Source organism: Chitinophaga sp. RCC_12 (assembly GCF_041360695.1).
Taxonomy (GTDB): Bacteria; Bacteroidota; Bacteroidia; order Chitinophagales; family Chitinophagaceae; genus Chitinophaga.
In genome coordinates, this window is sequence record NZ_JBFUPS010000002.1 from 1,068,184 (window position 1) to 1,088,776 (window position 20,593).

Sequence of the window (20,593 nt, forward strand, 5' to 3'; positions counted from 1 at the left end):
TTGGTAGTCTTTTGGTGTTTAGATACTATCAGAAACGAGGCGTTTGTTTGATTTTAATGTTAACAGCCGCTGAAAATGAGATAGGAATTAATTGTTAACCCAGGGTAAACAACAAACAATATAATATAACCTTAACGTGCCTACGAAGTAAAAAGCCCCGCCTTTAAAGGAGGGGCAAGTGAGAAGTTTCATCAAATGTGTTTAGTAAATCCCGACTTTAAAAGTCCCGTCCGTTAAAGGTTTTTCTGTTTCACCACTTATTAATACACCGGAGAATGTTCCCTCCGCGTGTTTACTATTAATGCTCGTTATAATTACTTTGATATTTTTACTCAGGTAACCCGGCTCTTTTTCCTGGATATTCATCAGCGACATTTCTACATCTTCTATATAAGTACCAGCTTTCAGGGAATCCGGAAAGGTGATCATCAGTTCCATATGATGGCCGAAGTTATTGGTAACACCATCTACTACCAGGGTCTTTTTACCGGCGTATACGGTATCAGTGAGGTATGCTTCTGTGGCGTTGGACTGGTATTGAACACCGTCCATTTTAAAGGAGAAGTTGCTGACCGGTGTGGTCTCATTTTTTTTATCACAGGAACAAAGCATCGTTCCTAAAGCGGCAATAACGGCAACCATTAAGAATTTCATTCTCATAACATTAAGTTTAGGTATGCCGCTGTTGATGAACGAAACCAGTGCCGGCCGCTTTCTGTGCAGCCGGCAATTAATTTAATTTGACATAGGATACTGGTTAGGTTCTGTTGGCATAGGGATAATAGGCCTGCAATATATATAAATATTTATTAATTAAATAAAATATATATGGGTAAGGTGACAGGTGTATTTTTATGCTGACGGGGCGGTTAGGCACAATTAACACTTTTTTTGCGGCCGAATTGCGTATTATTACGGGGTTACTGAATAATTAAACAGAAGCACATTATGTCATCGGAAGTAATAAAGCAATTACAGGAGGCGGTGCAGTTTTCGCCGGAGAATGTGCCTTTACGTATGCATCTGGCGCAGGTACTGCTGCAGGATTATGAATATACCGCCGCAGAAGAACAATACAGGAAAGTACTGGAACTGTCGTCATCCAATACCGCCGCTCAGCTTGGGCTGGCGCGCACTTTTTATCATCAGCACAAATATTCCGCTGCCATTGTAGTACTGGAGCAACTGGAGAACCGTGAACCGGATCATTTCGATGCGCTGTTGCTGCATTGCCGTATCCTGGTGAAGGAACAATCTATGCCCTCGGCAAAGGAAATATACCAGCATTTACTGCAAATAAATCCTGGCTTCCGTGATGAAGCGTTAGACGGGCTTTTCCGGGTAGCCCAGCAACCCTCCGTTTCTTTTAACGGAGAAGATGAGGAAGAGGAAGAAAGCGAGAGCCTGTTCATGCTGGAAAAACCTGAAATTAATTTTTCAGATGTAGGCGGTATGGAAAGGGAAAAACAGGAAATAGATCTGAAGATCATCAAGCCCCTGCAGTTCCCGGATCTTTATAAAGCCTATGGAAAAAAAGCCGGTGGCGGCATTTTGCTGTATGGCCCCCCGGGATGTGGTAAAACCTACCTGGCTAAAGCTACAGCCGGACAAATACAGGCAGAATTTATCAACGTAGGTATTCATGATGTGCTGGATATGTGGGTGGGTACCAGCGAAAAAAATCTGCATAGCCTGTTTGAGCTTGCCCGTCAGAGTAAGCCCTGTGTTTTGTTTTTTGATGAGGTAGATGCTTTAGGTGCCAACCGTGCGGCACTCCGGCAGTCGGGCGCAACGCATATTATAAACCAGTTCCTCGCAGAAATGGATGGTATTGCTGCCAGCAATGAAAATATTCTCATTATCGGCGCTACCAACGCACCATGGAGCCTTGATCCCGCATTCCGCCGTCCGGGCCGTTTCGACCGGATCATTTTTGTGGCGCCACCGGAAACGGAAGGCAGGGAAGAAATTCTGAAGCTGCAGTTACGCAATAAACCCGTAAGCGATATTAATTACAATGCACTCGCAAAGGCCACTCCGGGTTACTCCGGCGCCGACCTCAAAGCAATTGTGGATATTGCGATAGAAGAAAAACTGCTGGAAGCCCTGCAAAAAGGCGTACCGCAACCTATTACACAGAAAGAATTATTAAAAGCCGCTAAAATACATAAACCCACCACAAGGGAATGGTTTAATACTGCCCGTAATTATGCGCTGTATTCAAATGAAACCGGTCTTTATGATGATGTATTGAAATACCTGGATATTAAGAAATAACGTTTATGGCTGTATTAATTCAGCGCGCTCAGATTTTAGTTCAACAAGGCCGCTTCCAAGATGCCTTTGCTGCTTTACGTCAGCACCTGAGCACCAATGCCCACGATACCGACGGATTGTACCTGCTGGCGATCTGTTACCTGGAAACAGGCAACACCGCAGAAGCAACACAGATAGCAAGCAATACCCTCAGCTTTGCTCCATACGATGATCGTTTCCTGTACCTGTTGTCCAGGATTGCTTTTGCAAAAAATCAGTTTAATGAAGCTATCAGGACCATCAGCAATGCAGTAGCTATAAACCCCTACCGGGTGAATTATTTTGCTATGTGGAGCCAGATTTTGTTGTCGAGGAAAGAATATGAAGCCGCACTTCACAAGGCGGAAGAAGGGTTGGCAATTAGCCCGGAAGATGAAGCCTGTCTTAATCTCCGCTCCCATGCCTTGTTCCGGCTGGGGAAAAAGGAAGAGGCTTTTTCCAACCTGCATGAAGCATTGGAGCACAATCCTGAGAATGCTTATACCCATGCCAACCTCGGGCAGAAGTGGCTGGAAGCCGGTGATCACCGCAAGTCGCTGGAACATTTCAGGGAGTCATTGAAACTGGATCCTAATAATGAATGGGCGCGGCAAGGCATGGTGCAGGCCATGAAAGCGCGGTACTGGCTGTACCGGCAGTTCCTGAACTACGCTTTTTTCATGGCGCGGCAAAAAGCCCGTACACAATGGATCATTATCATTGCGATCTTTATATTGACGCAGATCGCTAGCCAGGTGTTCTTCCCGGTGTACGTCCTGTTGGCATTCCTGGCGCTTTCTACCTGGCTGATTACGCCGGTGAGCAACCTGTTCCTGCGCCTCAATCCATACGGCAGGTATGCGCTCAGTAAAGAGCAAACACAGGTGTCTAATGTAGTGGGGATCCTCTTGTGCGTGTCGTTAGCGGCAGGTGTGGCGTTTCTGTTTACTCACTTGCAGGGATTGCTGGCATTGTGTCTTTGCAGTGGCATCATGTTGCTGCCTGCGGCAGGATTTTATATACCGGAAAGCAAAAGGAACCGCCGGATTATTACATGGTATACGGCGGGACTGGCGCTGCTGGGCGTGTTGGGCACTGTGCTGGCATTCATCATTAATGATGCCTTTAATATAGTGGTTACCGCTTTGCTGATAGGTGTGTTCCTGTACCAGGTGCTGGCAAATTATATTCTTACGAGAGAAGGATAAAGAAATTATTTTCAGAAGATAAACAAAAAATCCTGCCGCTGAAACGGCAGGATTTTTTGTTTATAACTATAACGTATATACGTAATTAAGCATCAATCTTAGCATACTTCGCATGTGATTCGATGAACGCCCTGCGTGGAGGTACTTCATCACCCATCAGCATACTGAATACGCGGTCTGCTTCAGCAGCGCTTTCAATGGTTACCTGTTTCAGGGTACGGTGTTCCGGGTTCATGGTAGTATCCCACAGCTGTTCTGCGTTCATCTCTCCCAAACCTTTATAACGCTGAATGGTTACGCTGTCTTCCTTACCGCCGCCAGCGAGCCTTTGGGTCGCTTCTTTACGCTGTTCTTCTGTCCAGGCGTAAGTTTGTTCTTTACCTTTCTTCACGAGGTACAGCGGTGGTTGTGCAATGTACACGTAACCCTGTTCTACCATTGCTTTCATATAACGGAAAACGAAGGTCAGGATCAGTGTGGCAATGTGACTACCATCCACGTCGGCATCCGTCATGATGATGAGCTTGTGATAGCGCAGTTTGGAAAGGTTCAGTGCTTTATCATCTTCTTCTGTACCGATGGTAACGCCCAGTGCGGTAAAGATGTTTTTGATTTCATTATCCTCGTAGATCTTGTGCTCCATTGCTTTTTCCACGTTGAGGATTTTACCACGGAGCGGCAGGATGGCCTGGTAGTTACGGTTACGTCCCTGTTTGGCTGTACCACCTGCGGAGTCTCCTTCGACAAGGTACAGTTCACATTTGGTAGGATCGTTATCGGAGCAATCGGCCAGTTTACCTGGTAAGCCGCTGCCGGTCATTACGCTTTTGCGTTGTACCAGCTGACGTGCTTTACGGGCAGCTTCACGGGCCTGTGCCGCCAATACTACTTTGTTGATGATGGTTTTGGCTTCGCGTGGATTTTCTTCCAGGAATGCCTCCAGGACTGCAGCAACAGAACTGTCTACCACACCCATTACATCGGAGTTACCGAGCTTGGTTTTGGTTTGTCCTTCAAATTGCGGTTCAGGAACTTTCACGCTGATAATAGCGCTCAGTCCTTCACGGAAGTCGTCGCCGGTAACTTCGATCTTCGACTTCTCAAACATTTTATTTTTATCACCATAAGATTTAAATACGCGGGTAATAGCGCGGCGGAAACCGGCTACGTGTGTACCTCCTTCAATGGTGTTGATATTATTTACGTAGGAGAAAATGTTTTCACTGAATGCGTCGTTATATACCAGCGCAACTTCTACTGCTACATTTGAAACCGGTTCATGTACTTCTACATAAATAGGATTCAGCAATATCGGGTTACGGCGGCCATTTTTGTCGAGCATCTGGATAAACTCGCGGATACCACCTTCACTGTAGAAAATTTCAGAGAAGAAGTTACCTTCTTCATCTTTTTCACGTTCGTCGGTTAAAGTAATCTTGATTTTGCGGTTCAGGTAAGACAGCTCACGTAAACGACCGGCAAGGATTTCGCGGTTGTAGGTGGTATCTTTAAAAATCTCACCATCGGGTTTAAAGTGAATGGTGGTTCCGGTTACTTCACTGGTACCTATTTCACGTGCAGGATACTGTGGGGCGCCACGGTGAAATTCCTGTTCAAATAATTTGCCTTCACGTTCTACGGTTACATAAAGCCTGTCGCTCAATGCGTTCACGCAACTCACACCCACACCATGCAAACCTCCGGACACCTTGTAGGTGTTCTTGTCAAATTTACCGCCGGCGTGGAGTACTGTCATTACTACTTCCAGGGCAGAACGACCCTCCTTTGGAATGATGCCGGTTGGAATACCACGGCCATCATCCTTTACACGGATGGAGTTATCTTCCAGGATGGTAACATCAATATTTTTGCAGTACCCGGCCAATGCTTCATCGATAGAGTTATCTACTACCTCATAAACAAGGTGGTGGAGACCCTTGACGCCAATATCGCCGATATACATGGCCGGACGCTTCCTAACGGCTTCCAGTCCTTCCAATACCTGTATACTCCCTGCATCATATCCGTTGCTGCTGGGGCTGGGTGCTTGCACTAATTCTTCGCTCATATGTTGGTGTAAAATCTATTAGAAATAAAATCGGTAGACAATCATGCAAATGTACGAAAAATAAGCCTCATTTCCACAAAAGAAGGGCTGTTTTTATGCGGTGAGGATCCACCATTTTTTCCACTAGAGATTTCCAGCGCCAGCAATGTCTTTTACCCCTGTAAATAAAGTTTTCCACACCAGGTTAAAAAAAGACTTTTTGATGTCGCGGGTATAGGTAACATCGGCGGTGCGGGGTTTTTCGTCTTTGGATGGATTTTCGGACTTGATTACCAATGCATTAGCCACCAAGCTGATGAGTCCTTTACGTTTAAACCCATCATGATCCTTGTTTTGCTTTAAAACGGCAATTTTGAGGTTCTGATACAGCAGTTTTACATGGCCACTGGCGCTTCGCTCACCTCCGTTGATATTAAAGGTCAGGTCCTGGATATCGCACGACCTGATTTCGATCTTCCCCATTGGCTGGGTAATTACATTCAGATCTTTGCCGTTCATATTACTCAGCCGGCCGGAAACGCCAAACCGGCCACCCTTGTCGTTCAGCACAAAATCAAAACGGGCGGTGAGTTTACCGCTTTTCATAAATACCGCGTCAAGGTCGGCTGTGAGGTGCCTGTTTTTGGCCACCAGGCTATCGATATTGGTGATGTTGCGGAATAAACCATGTACATGACTGAAATCGATATACCCGGTTTGTTCGGTAACCGGGCTCAATTCCGTATATCTGATATCAACATTATTGCCGGTAAGCGTATCTATATTTATGGGAACATCCAGCTTTGCCAGCAACTGGTGGGGATATTGGCCCAGTTTATTGCCGGGAGGCATAGGCATCATACGGTTCCTGTAAATATCTAATCTGCCATTCTGAATATTTACCCGGTCGGCCCAGATCTGTTGTTCCTGTAACAACAGGCGGGGATTAAGATTACGCAGACTTATATCATTAAACACCACTTCAAACCGGTCTTGCTGCACGCCTGTTTTTTTCTGGAAGGCCGTTTTATCATAACGGGGTTGCAGTTCAAACCGGCCCACGTGCAGGGTACGTTCCGCCGCATCGTACCGTATCCCGCGGATATACATCCAGTAAAGACTATCCCGCGTCCGGTTCATGTAGTCCTTCATCCCGATTTCGTAGTTGCGGGCATATAAAAAACGGGTGGGGTCGTCCAGGGCAACCGAGTCTATCAGGAAATCATTGATCCGGACCCTCAGATTGTGGAATTGATGGATCACCCGGGAAGAATCTTTCCGGGTAAAAATATATTTGAAATTGGTGCTGTCCAGTACCAGTTTGCCTATGAAAATGGATTTCATTTTGGCCGAGATATTCTGGTAGGCTGTTTTCGGGGTACTGGTATCTTTTACGGTAGCATTTTGATCCAGGATAATACTGGGACCCGTTACAGTAAGGACTCCTGCGTTGAGATGCTTTCCGAAGAAATAGCGCCACGGCTTAAAGTACCTGAGTTCCAGCCGGTCAACGCTGATAGTGTAAATATCGGCTGGCGCCCTTTGTTGCGACAGCAGCCGCTGATATACCGCAGAATCGGCCGTCATACTGGCTTTGTCGATAGTGACACTGCCGGAAAGCACGTCCAGGTGCAGGTCTTTGAACTTAACGGTATACAAACTGTCCGACAGATCGGTCACATAGCCCTGAAGCTCCCGTTTCAACAACTTATTCCAGTGTTGATTGAGATACCAGCCGGTACCCACTACCAGCACGGTAAGTATACCGGCTACAATGAGTATGATTTTTACCAGTCTGCGGATATTAAAGCCATTTTTTGCCATCCCTAAAGGATATACGAAATTTATACCAAGTAAATCGCGGTTTTAACGGGAGAAGGATAGATGTGTTTGTAACTGTATTGTCAAAACGTATTTGTTTAAAAAACGAATCACTAAATTTGTGACTTCTATAACAGCACGGCGTTTAAAAACAGATAAAGTGAAAGAAATACAGGAAATATTGTCTTTGGCCATTCCGCAGCCCGCGATGAGCGACCAGTTACAGCTGGCGGAGCAGGATAGTGTGTCAGTACCTGACTGTCTTGATTTTACCTTACAACGTTTTACTTACGATAAGCCGTTACCTGTTGAAGATGTGGCGATGGTCATTTACCAGCCGGCCAAAAGGGGGCAATCTGCCGCCATTGAGCTCCGGTATTGTGTTGCCGGCAGCAAATATTGTAAAAATCCTTCCTGTACCGATCAGCTTTGTTCAGAGGGAAAGAAGGAAGCCTGCAATGACAGGGTGCCATCAGTAGATCTGATCACCGTTCGCTTCCAGCCTGCATTCATACAATCGCTGCAAAAGGGTACCACTACCTTTTCCTTATTTGAAAATCAGTCCCGCAAACCTTTCGTGAAAACCATCCAACCGTGTACGAAGTCCAAATCCGTACTGGAAACAATGGTACATCACGATTACGAGGGCATGCTGAAAAATATATTCCTGCAAAGCCGGGCGCTGGACCTGTTACTATACAGCTCCGACCAGTTTATGCAGAACGACACCGATGAGCGCTATGGTTGCCGCTTCCTCACCCACCTGGAAGACCGTGAAAAAATAGAGAATGCCCGGGGTATCCTCCTGGAGCAGCTGGACTCTCCTATTACCATCAGGGACCTGGCCCGCCGGGTGGCCATGAACGAATGTTACCTGAAGAAAGGCTTCAAAGCCATGTATGGCACCACCATATATGATTACTTCCAGAAAGAGAGAATGGAAAAGGCCAAGGGGCTTTTGTATGAAAAGGGAATGTCCGTTTCTGAAGTAGCTATGCTGATGGGGTATTCCTGCATTTCCCACTTCTCCACTGCCTTTAAAAAGCACACCGGGCTGAAACCCTGTGAACTGTTGCTGCGCTAAACAACAGCTTCTCCTTTCTTTCTACGTCACTTCTATGATTTTTCCGTAAGGTGAAGTACTTCTGCGTTAAATAACCTAACTATCTTCATATAATCTTTAATCATCTGTTCAAACTCATAGCAGATGATAAAACAGCACACATGTTGAATGACATCTATATATATGAAAACAGGGATCTCATCTATTTAAAATTATATGAACGAAAAGCTCGGCGTTTAAGCCTGAACATTACAGTACTTGGTCCTGATAAGTTGAAAGGCAACGCCAGGTATGAGAAATTCCTGTCTCTTTATGAACATTATAGTGTCAATTCGTTTGAGTTTGAAGTAAGTTGTTTCGCCCGTTATTTCGCCATTGCGGAAGCCCATAAAAGTGAGGATGCTTTTATTCTTTCCGACTCAGACATTTACCTGGTAAACAACCTGCAGCACATCCGGGAAGATACATCGCTGCAAGGCATATTTATAGGGAGTGAAGGGTTTTACGGAGAAGGCAGCGAACACCAGATTTCGCCACATTTTTCGTTCTGGAATAAAGCGCTGATCAATAGTTTTACTGATTACCTGCTGGAAACCTATGAGAGAAATAAGCAGGATCATTTCCTGGCCAGGCATTACGAAATGCAGCAGGAAAAGATAGGAAGAACGGCTATTTCAGATATGACCCTGCTCTATATGTGGGTAAAAGAGAAGGGAATTCCCTACCTGAACTCCAATGCCATCGGTAATTCACTGGGCATTGACCATAACATTTCGGCTGTTTACAGCGAAAACGGCGTTTACCAGTCCTTTGGCGACAGGAAGGCGATCACTTTAAAGGGAGAGACTGTGTATTGTAGGTCCATCGACGGAAGGGTGCAACCTATGTCTGTATTACATTTCCAGGGTGAATATAAGTGGGTTTTGAAGTATTTCTACCAGGGATCGCTAGTCCGGTTTTATTGGTTTACCGTTTCCCGGGCCCTGAAAAGAGGTTTGAAGCCGGGCAAATGAGCTGGTATTTTCCCTTTTCGATCATTTGTTTTCCCGATTTGAAAAACGGAAGATGAAATATAGGTGTTTCTTTGTAACACGATAGGCAGATATCCATTTGCGTTTCCTATAAGCTTCCTTATCAGATTTGACCTTGGAAGAAGCTTGGCTGGCAAAGTAAGTAAAGCCATAAATCATACTTGCATGAATATCAAACACCATTGAAGTGCAATATGCCAGAAAAGTTTCTACCAGATTTTATAAAGTCGTTCGCTTCTGCGGGCGACTTTTTTTGTTTGGGTAAAGCAACCTGCTGATATGTGGTTGTGGAATTTGCAGGTTCTACCGTTGGGAAAAATTCACATGTTGGGAAATGATAGCCTGCAAAAACAGAAGTGAGGAGTCATAACAAATAAAAAACCCCGCCCAAAAGAGCAGGGTCTGTCCTATTTATCCCTATACCTATGAAATACTTGTTTGTGTTATTCAGTGATGGTACCAGCTTCATTCAGCAACACTGCCTTGTCCGTACCGTTATCCTGAATATTGATTTTGTAGTATGCAGCTACATCTGATCTCTCAATTTTCCAGCCATCTTTTATGGTTGCCGCCGGATATTTTGTTTTCAGTGTACCAGCCACTGATTCCGGAAGGTTTTGAGCATCATACGCGCTTCTTGTGGCAACCCATTTGCCATCTGCATCATACTCTGCAATTGTGTTTATATTGTCTTTTTGGAAACTCGCTGTCCAATGTCCCGCACTTGTCTTTGTCCACTTAGCAGCCGCTGTTCCCGCAAAATTCTGATCAAAAGAACTCTTAACTGCCTCAGGTGCTTGCACCGCTTTGGCAACTATCTTTGTTTTTTTAACTGATTTTTTTTGCTGTGCAAAAGTTATGCCGGAAGTGAATAGAACCGCGCAAAATATTAACGTCAACTTTTTCATACTCGATATGGTTTTTTCCGTTGGGCTAAAATTAACTACTAGGTTTTTCTAATTCTTCCTGGCAAGTTAGCTAAAACAATGCCAAAAACGCAGCTTCTGTATTCTTTATTGCAAATTACAAAAAAAACAATAAAAAATATTCAAAAAGCATGGTTTTTAGTAAAGATGGCTATTTAGGAGCCAGCGTATTTTCTTAACTTCGCACAATTTTAATCAATTATTGTCTAAATAACATCAAAGGGCGGGGAATTGTTTTATGTCCAGCAAATATCAGGAATATAGCCAGTTGAATTTACCTCAGATAGAGAAAGATATACTGCAACACTGGGAGCAGCACCAGGCTTTTGAAAAAAGTGTGGACGTGCGCGAAGGCGCCACTCCTTTTGTTTTTTATGAAGGACCTCCAAGCGCCAATGGCTTACCCGGCATTCACCATGTTATTTCACGTACATTAAAAGACCTGGTATGTCGTTATAAAACGATGCGCGGTTACCAGGTAAAGCGTAAAGGCGGGTGGGATACCCACGGTTTGCCGGTGGAACTGGGTGTTGAAAAAACTTTAGGGATTACCAAAGAGGACATAGGTAAAAAGATTTCTGTCGCTGAATATAATGATACCTGCCGCCGGGAGGTATTGAAATATAAAGATATGTGGGATGACCTGACCCTGAAAATGGGATACTGGGTAGACCTGAAAGATCCTTATATCACTTTTGAGAACAACTATATTGAAACACTCTGGTGGTGTCTTCAAACGCTTTATAAAAAAGGATTCCTGTATAAAAGTGTAAGCATCCAACCTTACTCGCCCGCGGCTGGTACCGGCTTGAGTTCCCATGAACTGAACCAGCCCGGCACCTATAAGGATGTAAAGGATACTACGGTAGTGGCGATGTTTAAAGCCCAAAAGGCAAGTAATTCCCAATTCCTTTTTGATGCTGCGGGATCGGATGAGGTGTTTTTCCTGGCCTGGACGACCACTCCCTGGACTTTGCCATCAAACCTGGGTTTAACAGTAGGGGCTAATATAGAATATGTATTGGTAAATACTTTTAACCCTTATACCCACCTGCCGGTAAATGTGATAATGGCAAAAGTGCTGTTAGGCAAATATTTCAAAGCAGAAGGGGAAAACGCTGACTTTGCAGCTTATCAGGAAGGCGATAAAGTAATTCCATGGAAGATACTGACCAGCTTTAAGGGCAGTCAGCTTGAAAATATCCGTTACGAGCAGTTATTGCCATTTGCCCAGCCGGAAGAAGGTGATCCGTTCCGTGTACTCCTCGGTGATTTTGTTACCACGGAAGATGGTACCGGTATCGTTCATACCGCGCCTGCTTTTGGTGCTGATGATAACCGGGTGGGTAAGAAATATGGTATAGGCATTTTAACACTGGTAGACCGGACCGGTAAGTTTACCGGGAATGTGGGTGAATTTTCAGGCAGATATGTAAAGAACTATAAAGATGATCCCGATTACAAAGATGTAGACGTGGATATCGCTGTGAAACTGAAGAAAGAGAACCGTGCATTTAAAGTAGAAAAATACGAACATACTTATCCGCATTGCTGGCGTACTGATAAGCCAGTGTTGTATTACCCGCTGGATGCGTGGTTTATAAAAACTACCGCGGTAAAAGACAGAATGGTAGAGTTGAATAAAACGATCAACTGGAAGCCGGCATCCACCGGTACCGGTCGTTTTGGCAACTGGCTGGAAAATATGGTCGACTGGAACCTTAGCCGCAGCCGTTACTGGGGTACGCCGCTGCCTATCTGGCGCACTGAAGATGGTACGGAAGAGATCTGTATCGGGGGGATTGAGGAACTGAATGCCGAAATCCGCAAAGCGAACCAGGTGTTGGGTGGAGATGTGAATAAGTCCTATCTCCATGAAGGGATCCTGGATTTACATAAGCCGTATGTGGATGATATTATCCTGGTGAGCCCGTCAGGTAAACCAATGCGTCGTGAGCCTGATCTGGTGGACGTTTGGTTCGACAGTGGCGCGATGCCGTATGCACAGTGGCATTATCCTTTTGAGAATAAGGAATTGATAGATAAAGGACAGGCTTTCCCCGCTGATTTTATTGCGGAGGGAGTAGATCAAACCCGTGGCTGGTTCTATACCTTACACGCCCTGGGTGTGATGCTTTTTGATAGCGTAGCGTATAAAACAGTAGTTTCCAATGGATTAGTGCTGGACGCGAAAGGGCAGAAAATGAGTAAACGCCTGGGCAATGTGGTAAACCCGTTTGAAACCATTGAAAAATTTGGGGCAGATGCCACACGTTGGTACCTGATCACCAATGCTTCACCCTGGGATAGTTTAAAGTTCGATGTAAAAGGCATAGGAGAAGCGCAGCGCAAGTTGTTCGGTACCCTGTACAATACCTATAATTTCTTTGCTATGTATGCCAATCTTGATAAGTTTACTTTCAAGGAAGCATACATTCCTTTAGAAGAACGCCCGGAAATTGACCGTTGGATTATTTCCGTGTTGAACACCCTGGTGAAAGACGTGACCAGCAGCTTTGACGATTACGAGCCTACGCAGGCAGGCAGAGCAGTGGAGCGTTTTGTGGATGAGCAGCTGAGTAACTGGTATGTGCGGTTGTGCCGCCGCCGGTTCTGGAAGGGAGAATACGAGCATGATAAGATTAGTGCTTACCAGACATTATACGAATGTTTGGAAAAAATTGCACAATTGATGGCCCCGGTTTCCCCATTTTTCACCGATTGGTTGTTTAACAACCTGAACAGTGTGAGTGGCCGCAGCAAGGCTGCTTCCATCCACCACACTGATTTTCCGGCGATAAATGAGGGTGCGGTAGACATTGATCTGGAAGAAAGAATGCAGCTCGCACAGGATATTTCCTCGCTGGTATTATCCTTGCGTAAAAAGGTGAACATTAAAGTTCGCCAGCCTCTGCAGAAGATTTTAATTCCGGTGGCAAATGGGAGGATGAAGGAGCAAATAGAAATGGTAGCGGACCTGATAAAAAGTGAAGTTAATGTCAAAGGGATTGATTATCTTACGGAAACGGAGGGTTTTATCAAGAAAAAGATTAAGCCTAACTTCAAGTCCCTCGGTGGTAAAATGGGAGCAAAGATGAAATCTGTAGCAGCCGCAATCAGCGCGTTTACAGAGGCAGAAATTACCACCATTGAGCGCGACGGCCATTTCAACCTGGTTGTAGAGGGAGAGCAGTTGCAAATCCAACTCTCTGACGTTGAAATCATTTCCGAAGACATTCCGGGATGGACAGTAGCTAATAAAGGCGCCTTAACGGTAGCGCTCGATATTACTATTACTCCCCAGTTGCAAGATGAAGGCAATGCCAGGGAACTGGTAAACCGAATACAAAAGATCCGTAAGGATAGTGATTTTGCTTTGACTGACAGAATTGACGTAACGATTGAAAGTGTAGACACGCTCAAGTCGGCCATTGTGAACTATAATGATTATATTTGCACGGAAATTTTGGCAGATAGCCTGGAATTAGTGGAGCGATTACAAGATGGTACAGAAATAGAGGTAAATGACCTTAAATTTAATGTATTAGTTAACAAAAAAAGCTAATCCCCCATGGCAACAAAAAAGAAGGTTGCTAGTAAAACGACCCAGAAAGCAGCTCCGGCTAAAAAGACTGTGGCAAAGGCATTACCAGCGAAGAAAGCTGCTAAACCTGCTCCGGTAAAGAAAGCGGCGCCTGCTCCAAAAAAAGCAGCTGCAAAAGCAGCCCCTAAAAAGGCGGCCCCTAAAGCAGCAGCAAAACCAGCAGCCGGAAAAGCCGTGGTAGCTAAAAGCACTGCCAAAAAAGTCGCTCCGGCGCCTAAAAAAGCAGTGAAAAAGGCCTCTGCCTTACCAAACAGTAAAACATCATCCGTCAAGAAAGTTGCTGTACCTGCGAAATCGACCGTTAAAAAAGAGCCTGCTGTAAAGCAGCAAGTGGTAACGAAAAGTGTTTCCGCTGAAAAAGAGAAACCATTTATTTCTAAGTCAGAAGAAAAAGAACTTAAAACGATGGCAGTAAAGAAAGCAGATACTAAGGTAGAAGTTGCTAAGGAGAAAGAATCCACAAAAAAAGCAGCCGAAAAGCCTGTTGTTAAGGCTGAAAAGTCAGTAAAGGCGGAAAGATCCGAAAAACCCGAAAAAACTGAAAAATCTGAGAAAAAAGGTGGAAAAGCTACCCTGGTAACTTATCAACCTGAATTCACCAAGTCAGTGCTGGATCAACCGGCACAACCTACTGGTCCTATATACAGATATAGTGATTCAGACCTGCAGGAGTTTAGAGAACTGATCCAAAAGAAGCTGGAATCGGCTAAAAAGGAGCTCATCTATCTGCAAGGCTTGATCACCCGTAAAGATGAGGCCGGTACCGACGATACAGAGAACAAATACATGAGTATGGAAGATGGCAGCGGCTCCCAGGAAAGAGAGCAACTGAACCAGATGGCCAGCCGTCAGATCCAGTTCATTGATCACCTGGAAAAAGCAATGATGCGTATTGAAAACAAAACCTATGGTATTTGCCGCGTAACCGGTAAACTCATAGATAAAGCACGCCTCAGAGCAGTTCCTCACGCTACATTGAGCATTGAAGCTAAACTGGCTAAAAGTAAATAGTCTTAGTACTAATTAAGACAGAAAAGGCGCAGCGGTTATCCGCTGCGCCTTTTCCTTTATAGTTGAATGAATATCATCAACAGGTGGCCATCTCTTTTTTATTACGTATTTGTCGCACGGCGAAGTAAATTAACCCCGCTCCGGCCAAACCTATCAGGCTGCCGACTCCAATTGTACGCGCCTGCTTTTTACTGATAGCCGGCAATTTAATGCCAAACTTCGCCGGGCTCGCCTGCGCAATATCCAACAGCGGCACTAATGATAAGCCGCTGATAATTTTATCGGCAACCTTTTCTACAACATTGCCCGGATACTGTGGACAAAAAGCAACGCCGATGCCGGCCTCCGTTAATAATTTACTATCCCGTTTTCCATCTCCCACATAAATGATATTTTGTGTATTAATATGATACTGCTGCGCGATGTAAGGAAACATATTACTCCGGGAATATTCCTCTCCTTTCATGAAGTAGTCTGCAATAGTAAACTCGCCGGTAGCCACGCTGTTAACCAGGTGCAGCTTATTGGCAAATACGAAATCCATTCCCAGCTGATTCTTGATATGACGGGCTACGGTACCAAAACCGTCGGTGATCAGGCCAACAGCATACCCTCTTTTTTTCAGTTCACGCACTATTTCGCGGATGCCGGGTACCAACGGAATGGCATCCGCTACTTCCAGTAATTCTGCAATATTGCGCCCTTCAAAAAGAGTGGCTTTTAAATGTAATGTAGTTACCGGATCATGCCCGGAAGCTTCAATTTCCTGTAGCCCTTCCTCCTGCCCGAAGGCCACTGCAGCCCATTGGATGTAGTCTTGTGTAAACACGGCATGGTCCAGGTTAAAGATGACCATCTTCTGCAGTTTATCAATAGACTCCAGGATGGAATACTCCATTTGCTCCCGTATCAGGTTAATGTTGCCCAGTGTTTCAAGATTTTCCTGTGGTATATTTTCCGCTTTGCGGAGAATAGTGCGGGATACTTCTCTCGACATTTTGCTCAGCTGTTCCCAGGTTTGCATGGCATTTTCCACCTTTCCGATATTTGCTTCTGTAATGCGGGCGCCCAGGTGATGCATATCTATCAGCAGACCGATATCCACGCCATAATCATTTTCAAAATGCACACGGGAAAGGAATGATTTGCGCGCAGCAATCATCCCGCTGAGCGGCTGCTGGAAATGAGCAATCTCGGGGAATAATATACTCAGCAGTGGCTTGGCCACCAATTGGGTGACCCTGCCTGCCTGCCTTTCAAAGTAGGATTTGACGAAGTCGGCTTCGTCTTTTTCGATAGGACCAGTTAATAGGTCTATAATATTGTCGGGGTAAGTCAGGATGTCGCCATCAACATAGGCAATAATATCGTGTTTGGCAGCCATCATACCTTCACGCATAGATATTCCCTTCCCGCGCTGGCTGCTGGTAATCACTCTCACATGTTCTTTCATCGCCTCTTCCACTGTGTTGTCTGTAGAATTATCGTCTACCACAATGATCTCAATTTTCCGGGACGTTTTCTTTACGGTTTTAATAACCTGGCGTATGGTAGCACCTTCGTTTAATACAGGAATTACGATAGATATCATAGGAGTTCGCTATGTTAAAGGTTAAAAAATAAGTGCTGCAAAGAGCTGGTGTTGGCATTGTCAGGGCGCTTCAATAACAAAAACCATACCTATTACGGGTTTTCGATAAGAAGAAAATGTTACCGAAAGCCATGCGGAGACTGGTTAAACGGGCACGTTCCACTCAAAGCAGAACATGCCCGTTTACGTATATTCTTTAACGTTAGCAATTAGCTATTTAAATTCCTGCATTTCCACCAGTTTGTGATAGATGCCGTGTTGTTTCAGCAATGCGTCGTGTGTACCACGTTCTTTGATTTCCCCGTGGTCCATTACAATGATTTCACTGGCATGTTGTATGGTGCTCAACCGGTGGGCAATCACAATAGTGGTGCGGTTTTGCATGAGTTTATCCAGTGCGGCCTGCACCAGTTTTTCGGACTCAGTATCGAGTGCGGAAGTGGCTTCATCCAATATGAGGATAGGCGGATTTTTGAAGATGGCACGTGCAATGGTAAGTCGTTGACGCTGGCCCCCGCTGAGTTTCAGCCCGCGGTCGCCGATAATGGTATCATAACCGTTGTCCAGGTGTTCAATAAATTCATGTGCATTGGCAATCTTTGCAGCGGTGACTATAGCGTCCCTGTCGGCATTCGGCTGACCAAAAGCAATATTGTTCAGCACCGTATCATTAAAAAGAATGGCCTCCTGTGATACAACGCCGATCAGGCTGCGGAGATCATGCACTTTCAGGTCACGTATATCGATGCCGTCTATACGAATTGCGCCCTCATTCACATCATAGAAGCGTGGTAAAATATCTGCCATCGTGGATTTTCCTGCACCACTGCGGCCTACCAGCGCTACCATTTGTCCCTTGTTAATAGTAAGCCTGATATGTTTCAGCACATATTGCTGTTCGTATTTAAAGGAAACATCATCGTATTCCACGCTGGTATTAAACCCGCTCACAGCGCGTGCATTATGCTTTTCGTGAATGGTTACCGGGGCGTCCAGTATTTTGAAAATCCTTTCACTGGCTACCATTCCTTTTTGTATAGTGGTAATGGAAGTTGACACATTTTTTGCCGGCTGCATGATCTGTGAATAGAAAACGAGGTATGTCATGAAAGTAGCGCCGGTAAGCAGTTCGCTGCCGGATAATACCAGGCTGCCTCCATAAATTACCAGGATTACGATAACGATCACGCCTAATATTTCAGAAATAGGAGAAGCGAGTTCGCGCTGATTGTACATCGATTTGCTCACTTTCACAAACCGGTTGTTTACCTCGCCAAATTTATTTTTCATGAAACGCTCTGCGGTGAAGGATTGTATGATCCGGATACCGCTAAGTGTTTCTTCAGTTACCGAAAGAATTTTTCCTAACAGGTCCTGGCTGAATTTTCCTTTTAGTTTTAATTTCTTGGATACATAAGATATCAGCAGACCGGAGATAGGAAAAAATACAATCGTGAACAGGGTGAGTTTTACGGAAAGGTAGAACAGTGCCGCGAAGTAGCCGATTATAATGAACGGGTCGCGCAGCAGTGTTTGTATGGCATTGATCACGCTGTTTTCTATTTCCTGTACATCGTTGGTCATGGAAGAAAGCAAATCTCCCTTTTGCTGATCGCTGTAAAATGACAGTGATTGCTGCGTAAACTTTTCATAGAGGCGTATACGTAGCCGGGAAAGTACGGTCATTTTAAGGCGTACCATTACCCTGGCGCTCATGTAGCGGCCGAAGTTGGCAATCACGATACATACGCCTATCACAGCACAAACGAAGTACAGGGCGCTTTGTTTGGAGCCGCTGGCCCTGATAAAGTTGTAGAAATAATAGTTGAACAGGTCTATAAAATAATTGATAGAAAAGGTGAAATGTGGTTCAGGGAGTGCCTGTGGAATTTCGCCCACCTGGTTGAAAATAACGGTCAGTAACGGGATCAGCATAGCAAAATTGACCATACCGAATATGATACCTATAAAAGTATATATAACATATTCCGGCAGATAATGGTGCAAAGGCGTGGCAAATCTTAGTAATCGCTTGAATGTCTTCATTCCTGGTAGTCTGTTTAACTTGCTGGCAAAAATAGCATAATTAAGGTATGAGGGGGTGTAAATGCGGCTATTCTTTCCCGGAAATGGTTAATTTCGCAACTGACGGGCTGCTGGCAGCCGGTTATGGTTTGGCGGGGCGGGGTAATTATGTTATTATCGTACACAGACTGTTTTACTAACGATTAAAACTGAATGAGATGCAGGAAACTAAAAGGCAGAAACAAATAGGACAACTAGTGCAGCAGGAGCTGAGTGGTATTTTTCAGCGGTTGGGATTTAATGTAGTGGAAGGGGGAATGATATCTGTTGCTGCCGTGAAGATGACCCCAGACCTGCTGGAGGCGAAGGTATACCTGAGTATGTTCCAGATCAAAGCCCCTTCAGAGATGCTGGAGCGGATCAAGGAAAGAATGGGTGAGATCAAGAAGTTACTGGGAATAGGATTAGGCAAACAATTGCGCAGGATCCCCGAGTTGAGCTTCTTTTTAGACGATACGCTTGATTACGTATTTAAGATGGAAGAGTTATTCAAGAAAATCAAGGAAGATGACGCCAATATCAAGGATGGCAAGAAATAAGGGTTACGGATTCTTTATTCTTCATTCGTAATCCTACAAATACATGGTTTGGCAATTTGCTTCCCGTTACTTCCGGGCCAAAAAATCTACCAATGCTATCAATATCATTGCCTGGGTAAGTGTGGTGGCAATTGCAGTTGGCGCTGGCGCCCTGATTGTGATACTGAGCGTGTTCAACGGCTTTGAGGGCCTGGTAAAATCCCTTTATTCCTCTTTTTACCCTGCAGTGAAAATTGCGCCGGTTACCGGTAAAACAATTATCCTTACGCCTGCGCAGCTGCAGCAAATAGCAGCGGTGCCGGGTGTAGCCCATTTCTCCCGGGTAATTGAAGAGAAGGCAGTACTCCGTTACGGTGACGAGCCTACGATTGCCGTATTGAAGGGAGTGGACAGCAGTTATAACTATGTTACCGATGTAAAAAGCAATATTATCCGCGGACGTTTTGACACCGGCGACAGTGTGGCCTACCGGGCAGTGCTGGGATTGGAGCTGGAAGGTGCGCTGGGCGTGGATGTGGTGCATAGCATTGCACCTGTAACCGTATATCTTCCCCGACGGAATGTGAATGCTTTTGTGACCCCGGAGGATGCGCTGAACAACGGCGTTTTGTATCCGGCGGGAACTTTTGCGATTCAGCAGGAGTTCAACAGTAAGTATGTTATTACAAACATTGAATTTTTACGGGGCCTGTTGCAGATGGGGGCCGATGAGATGTCGTCGCTGGAAATCGGGACACGGGCAGGGATAAACGATAATGTGCTGAAAGTGCAACTTGAAAAGTTGCTGGGTGGCCGGTACAAGGTGCAAACCCGGTATGAGCAGAATCAGTCGCTGTATGCCATCATGCAAACAGAGAAGTGGGCAGTATATGTGATACTTAGTTTTATTATGATCATTGCTGCTTTTAACATGATTGGTTCGTTATATATGCTGGTGATAGAAAAACAGAAAGATATTACGATCCTGAAGGCGATGGGGGCACGTAAGTCGCTGATTATGCGCATTTTCCTGGCCGAAGGATTGATTATTGCGGGTATTGGAACGGTACTGGGCTTTGGGCTGGGAATCACCTTTTGTTTGTTGCAGCAGCATTTTGGGATTATTAAGCTGGAGGGGACTTCTTTCCTGGTGGATTCATACCCTGTGAGTATGCATGCGGCAGATTTCGGGTTGGTATTTGTTACGATTATTGTAATAGGCGTGGCTGCCAGCTGGTATCCGGCGAGAAGGGCAGCAGTGGAAGCGATTACCTTGAAGGCAACCTGATATTTAACTCATTAAAATATTAAAAAAAAGAGGCTGTATCATAAATAAATGATGCGGTCTTTTTTTTTATTTTAATACCCGTCCCCCATTTATCCACGTTCCTGG

At 45.0% G+C, this 20,593-nt stretch carries 14 protein-coding genes; 8 read left to right on the forward strand and 6 right to left on the reverse strand.

The window, feature by feature from the left end; genetic code table 11:
- Positions 1-201 precede the first annotated feature (201 nt).
- Positions 202-660 carry a hypothetical protein gene (locus tag AB6805_RS09710; protein ID WP_370909230.1) on the reverse strand — a complete coding sequence of 153 codons (459 nt, stop codon included), beginning with the start codon at positions 658-660 and terminating at the stop codon, positions 202-204.
- A gap of 288 nt (positions 661-948) precedes the next feature.
- Between AB6805_RS09710 and AB6805_RS09715 the strand changes: the two genes are divergently transcribed.
- Positions 949-2,277, forward strand: a complete 1,329-nt coding sequence (locus AB6805_RS09715; RefSeq protein WP_370909231.1) for an AAA family ATPase — start codon at positions 949-951, stop codon at positions 2,275-2,277.
- A gap of 5 nt (positions 2,278-2,282) precedes the next feature.
- Positions 2,283-3,503, forward strand: a complete 1,221-nt coding sequence (locus AB6805_RS09720; protein WP_370909232.1) for a tetratricopeptide repeat protein — start codon at positions 2,283-2,285, stop codon at positions 3,501-3,503.
- Between the two features lie 85 nt (positions 3,504-3,588).
- Here the strand turns inward: AB6805_RS09720 and gyrB are convergent, their stop codons facing one another.
- On the reverse strand, positions 3,589-5,571 hold the full coding sequence (gyrB, locus tag AB6805_RS09725) for a DNA topoisomerase (ATP-hydrolyzing) subunit B (protein WP_370909233.1): 1,983 nt from the start codon (positions 5,569-5,571) through the stop codon (positions 3,589-3,591).
- A gap of 123 nt (positions 5,572-5,694) precedes the next feature.
- On the reverse strand, positions 5,695-7,374 hold the full coding sequence (locus AB6805_RS09730; RefSeq protein ID WP_370909234.1) for a hypothetical protein: 1,680 nt from the start codon (positions 7,372-7,374) through the stop codon (positions 5,695-5,697).
- A gap of 118 nt (positions 7,375-7,492) precedes the next feature.
- On the opposite strand from AB6805_RS09730, the gene AB6805_RS09735 reads away from it, so the two are divergent.
- Together AB6805_RS09735 and AB6805_RS09740 are read left to right on the forward strand one after the other, a co-directional pair.
- Positions 7,493-8,455 (forward strand): helix-turn-helix domain-containing protein, encoded by a 963-nt coding sequence (locus AB6805_RS09735; RefSeq protein WP_370909235.1) that lies wholly within the window; start codon positions 7,493-7,495, stop codon positions 8,453-8,455.
- Positions 8,456-8,595: 140 nt separating this feature from the next.
- A complete protein-coding gene (locus tag AB6805_RS09740) occupies positions 8,596-9,447 on the forward strand; it encodes a hypothetical protein (protein ID WP_370909236.1) in 852 nt (283 codons plus the stop codon).
- A gap of 461 nt (positions 9,448-9,908) precedes the next feature.
- Here AB6805_RS09740 and AB6805_RS09745 read toward each other — a convergent pair whose 3' ends face one another.
- Positions 9,909-10,373 (reverse strand): PepSY-like domain-containing protein, encoded by a 465-nt coding sequence (locus tag AB6805_RS09745; RefSeq protein WP_370909237.1) that lies wholly within the window; start codon positions 10,371-10,373, stop codon positions 9,909-9,911.
- A 256-nt stretch (positions 10,374-10,629) separates the two neighbouring features.
- Between AB6805_RS09745 and ileS the strand changes: the two genes are divergently transcribed.
- Together ileS and AB6805_RS09755 are read left to right on the forward strand one after the other, a co-directional pair.
- Entirely contained in the window at positions 10,630-13,956 is a 3,327-nt protein-coding gene (gene ileS / locus AB6805_RS09750; protein WP_370909238.1) for an isoleucine--tRNA ligase, read from the forward strand.
- A 6-nt stretch (positions 13,957-13,962) separates the two neighbouring features.
- The gene (locus AB6805_RS09755; protein WP_370909239.1) at positions 13,963-15,006 is read left to right on the forward strand and encodes a TraR/DksA C4-type zinc finger protein; all 1,044 of its coding nucleotides are present in this window, start codon (positions 13,963-13,965) and stop codon (positions 15,004-15,006) included.
- 76 nt (positions 15,007-15,082) lie between these two features.
- Here AB6805_RS09755 and AB6805_RS09760 read toward each other — a convergent pair whose 3' ends face one another.
- Together AB6805_RS09760 and AB6805_RS09765 are read right to left on the reverse strand one after the other, a co-directional pair.
- The gene (locus AB6805_RS09760; protein ID WP_370909240.1) at positions 15,083-16,597 is read right to left on the reverse strand and encodes a glycosyltransferase; all 1,515 of its coding nucleotides are present in this window, start codon (positions 16,595-16,597) and stop codon (positions 15,083-15,085) included.
- Positions 16,598-16,810: 213 nt separating this feature from the next.
- On the reverse strand, positions 16,811-18,643 hold the full coding sequence (locus AB6805_RS09765; protein WP_370909241.1) for an ABC transporter ATP-binding protein: 1,833 nt from the start codon (positions 18,641-18,643) through the stop codon (positions 16,811-16,813).
- A gap of 197 nt (positions 18,644-18,840) precedes the next feature.
- Between AB6805_RS09765 and rbfA the strand changes: the two genes are divergently transcribed.
- Together rbfA and AB6805_RS09775 are read left to right on the forward strand one after the other, a co-directional pair.
- The gene (gene rbfA / locus AB6805_RS09770; protein ID WP_370909242.1) at positions 18,841-19,221 is read left to right on the forward strand and encodes a 30S ribosome-binding factor RbfA; all 381 of its coding nucleotides are present in this window, start codon (positions 18,841-18,843) and stop codon (positions 19,219-19,221) included.
- 43 nt (positions 19,222-19,264) lie between these two features.
- Entirely contained in the window at positions 19,265-20,488 is a 1,224-nt protein-coding gene (locus AB6805_RS09775; protein WP_370909243.1) for an FtsX-like permease family protein, read from the forward strand.
- The last annotated feature ends 105 nt before the right edge of the window (positions 20,489-20,593 follow it).

What these genes read in the sequence shown, in the direction of transcription:
- AB6805_RS09710 (WP_370909230.1), bottom strand. Translation starts at nt 660, where the DNA reads ATGAGAATGAAATTCTTAATGGTTGCCGTTATTGCCGCTTTAGGAACG.
- AB6805_RS09715 (WP_370909231.1), top strand. Translation starts at nt 949, where the DNA reads ATGTCATCGGAAGTAATAAAGCAATTACAGGAGGCGGTGCAGTTTTCG.
- AB6805_RS09720 (WP_370909232.1), top strand. Translation starts at nt 2,283, where the DNA reads ATGGCTGTATTAATTCAGCGCGCTCAGATTTTAGTTCAACAAGGCCGC.
- gyrB (WP_370909233.1), bottom strand. Translation starts at nt 5,571, where the DNA reads ATGAGCGAAGAATTAGTGCAAGCACCCAGCCCCAGCAGCAACGGATAT.
- AB6805_RS09730 (WP_370909234.1), bottom strand. Translation starts at nt 7,374, where the DNA reads ATGGCAAAAAATGGCTTTAATATCCGCAGACTGGTAAAAATCATACTC.
- AB6805_RS09740 (WP_370909236.1), top strand. Translation starts at nt 8,596, where the DNA reads ATGTTGAATGACATCTATATATATGAAAACAGGGATCTCATCTATTTA.
- AB6805_RS09745 (WP_370909237.1), bottom strand. Translation starts at nt 10,373, where the DNA reads ATGAAAAAGTTGACGTTAATATTTTGCGCGGTTCTATTCACTTCCGGC.
- ileS (WP_370909238.1), top strand. Translation starts at nt 10,630, where the DNA reads ATGTCCAGCAAATATCAGGAATATAGCCAGTTGAATTTACCTCAGATA.
- AB6805_RS09755 (WP_370909239.1), top strand. Translation starts at nt 13,963, where the DNA reads ATGGCAACAAAAAAGAAGGTTGCTAGTAAAACGACCCAGAAAGCAGCT.
- AB6805_RS09760 (WP_370909240.1), bottom strand. Translation starts at nt 16,597, where the DNA reads ATGATATCTATCGTAATTCCTGTATTAAACGAAGGTGCTACCATACGC.
- AB6805_RS09765 (WP_370909241.1), bottom strand. Translation starts at nt 18,643, where the DNA reads ATGAAGACATTCAAGCGATTACTAAGATTTGCCACGCCTTTGCACCAT.
- rbfA (WP_370909242.1), top strand. Translation starts at nt 18,841, where the DNA reads ATGCAGGAAACTAAAAGGCAGAAACAAATAGGACAACTAGTGCAGCAG.
- AB6805_RS09775 (WP_370909243.1), top strand. Translation starts at nt 19,265, where the DNA reads ATGGTTTGGCAATTTGCTTCCCGTTACTTCCGGGCCAAAAAATCTACC.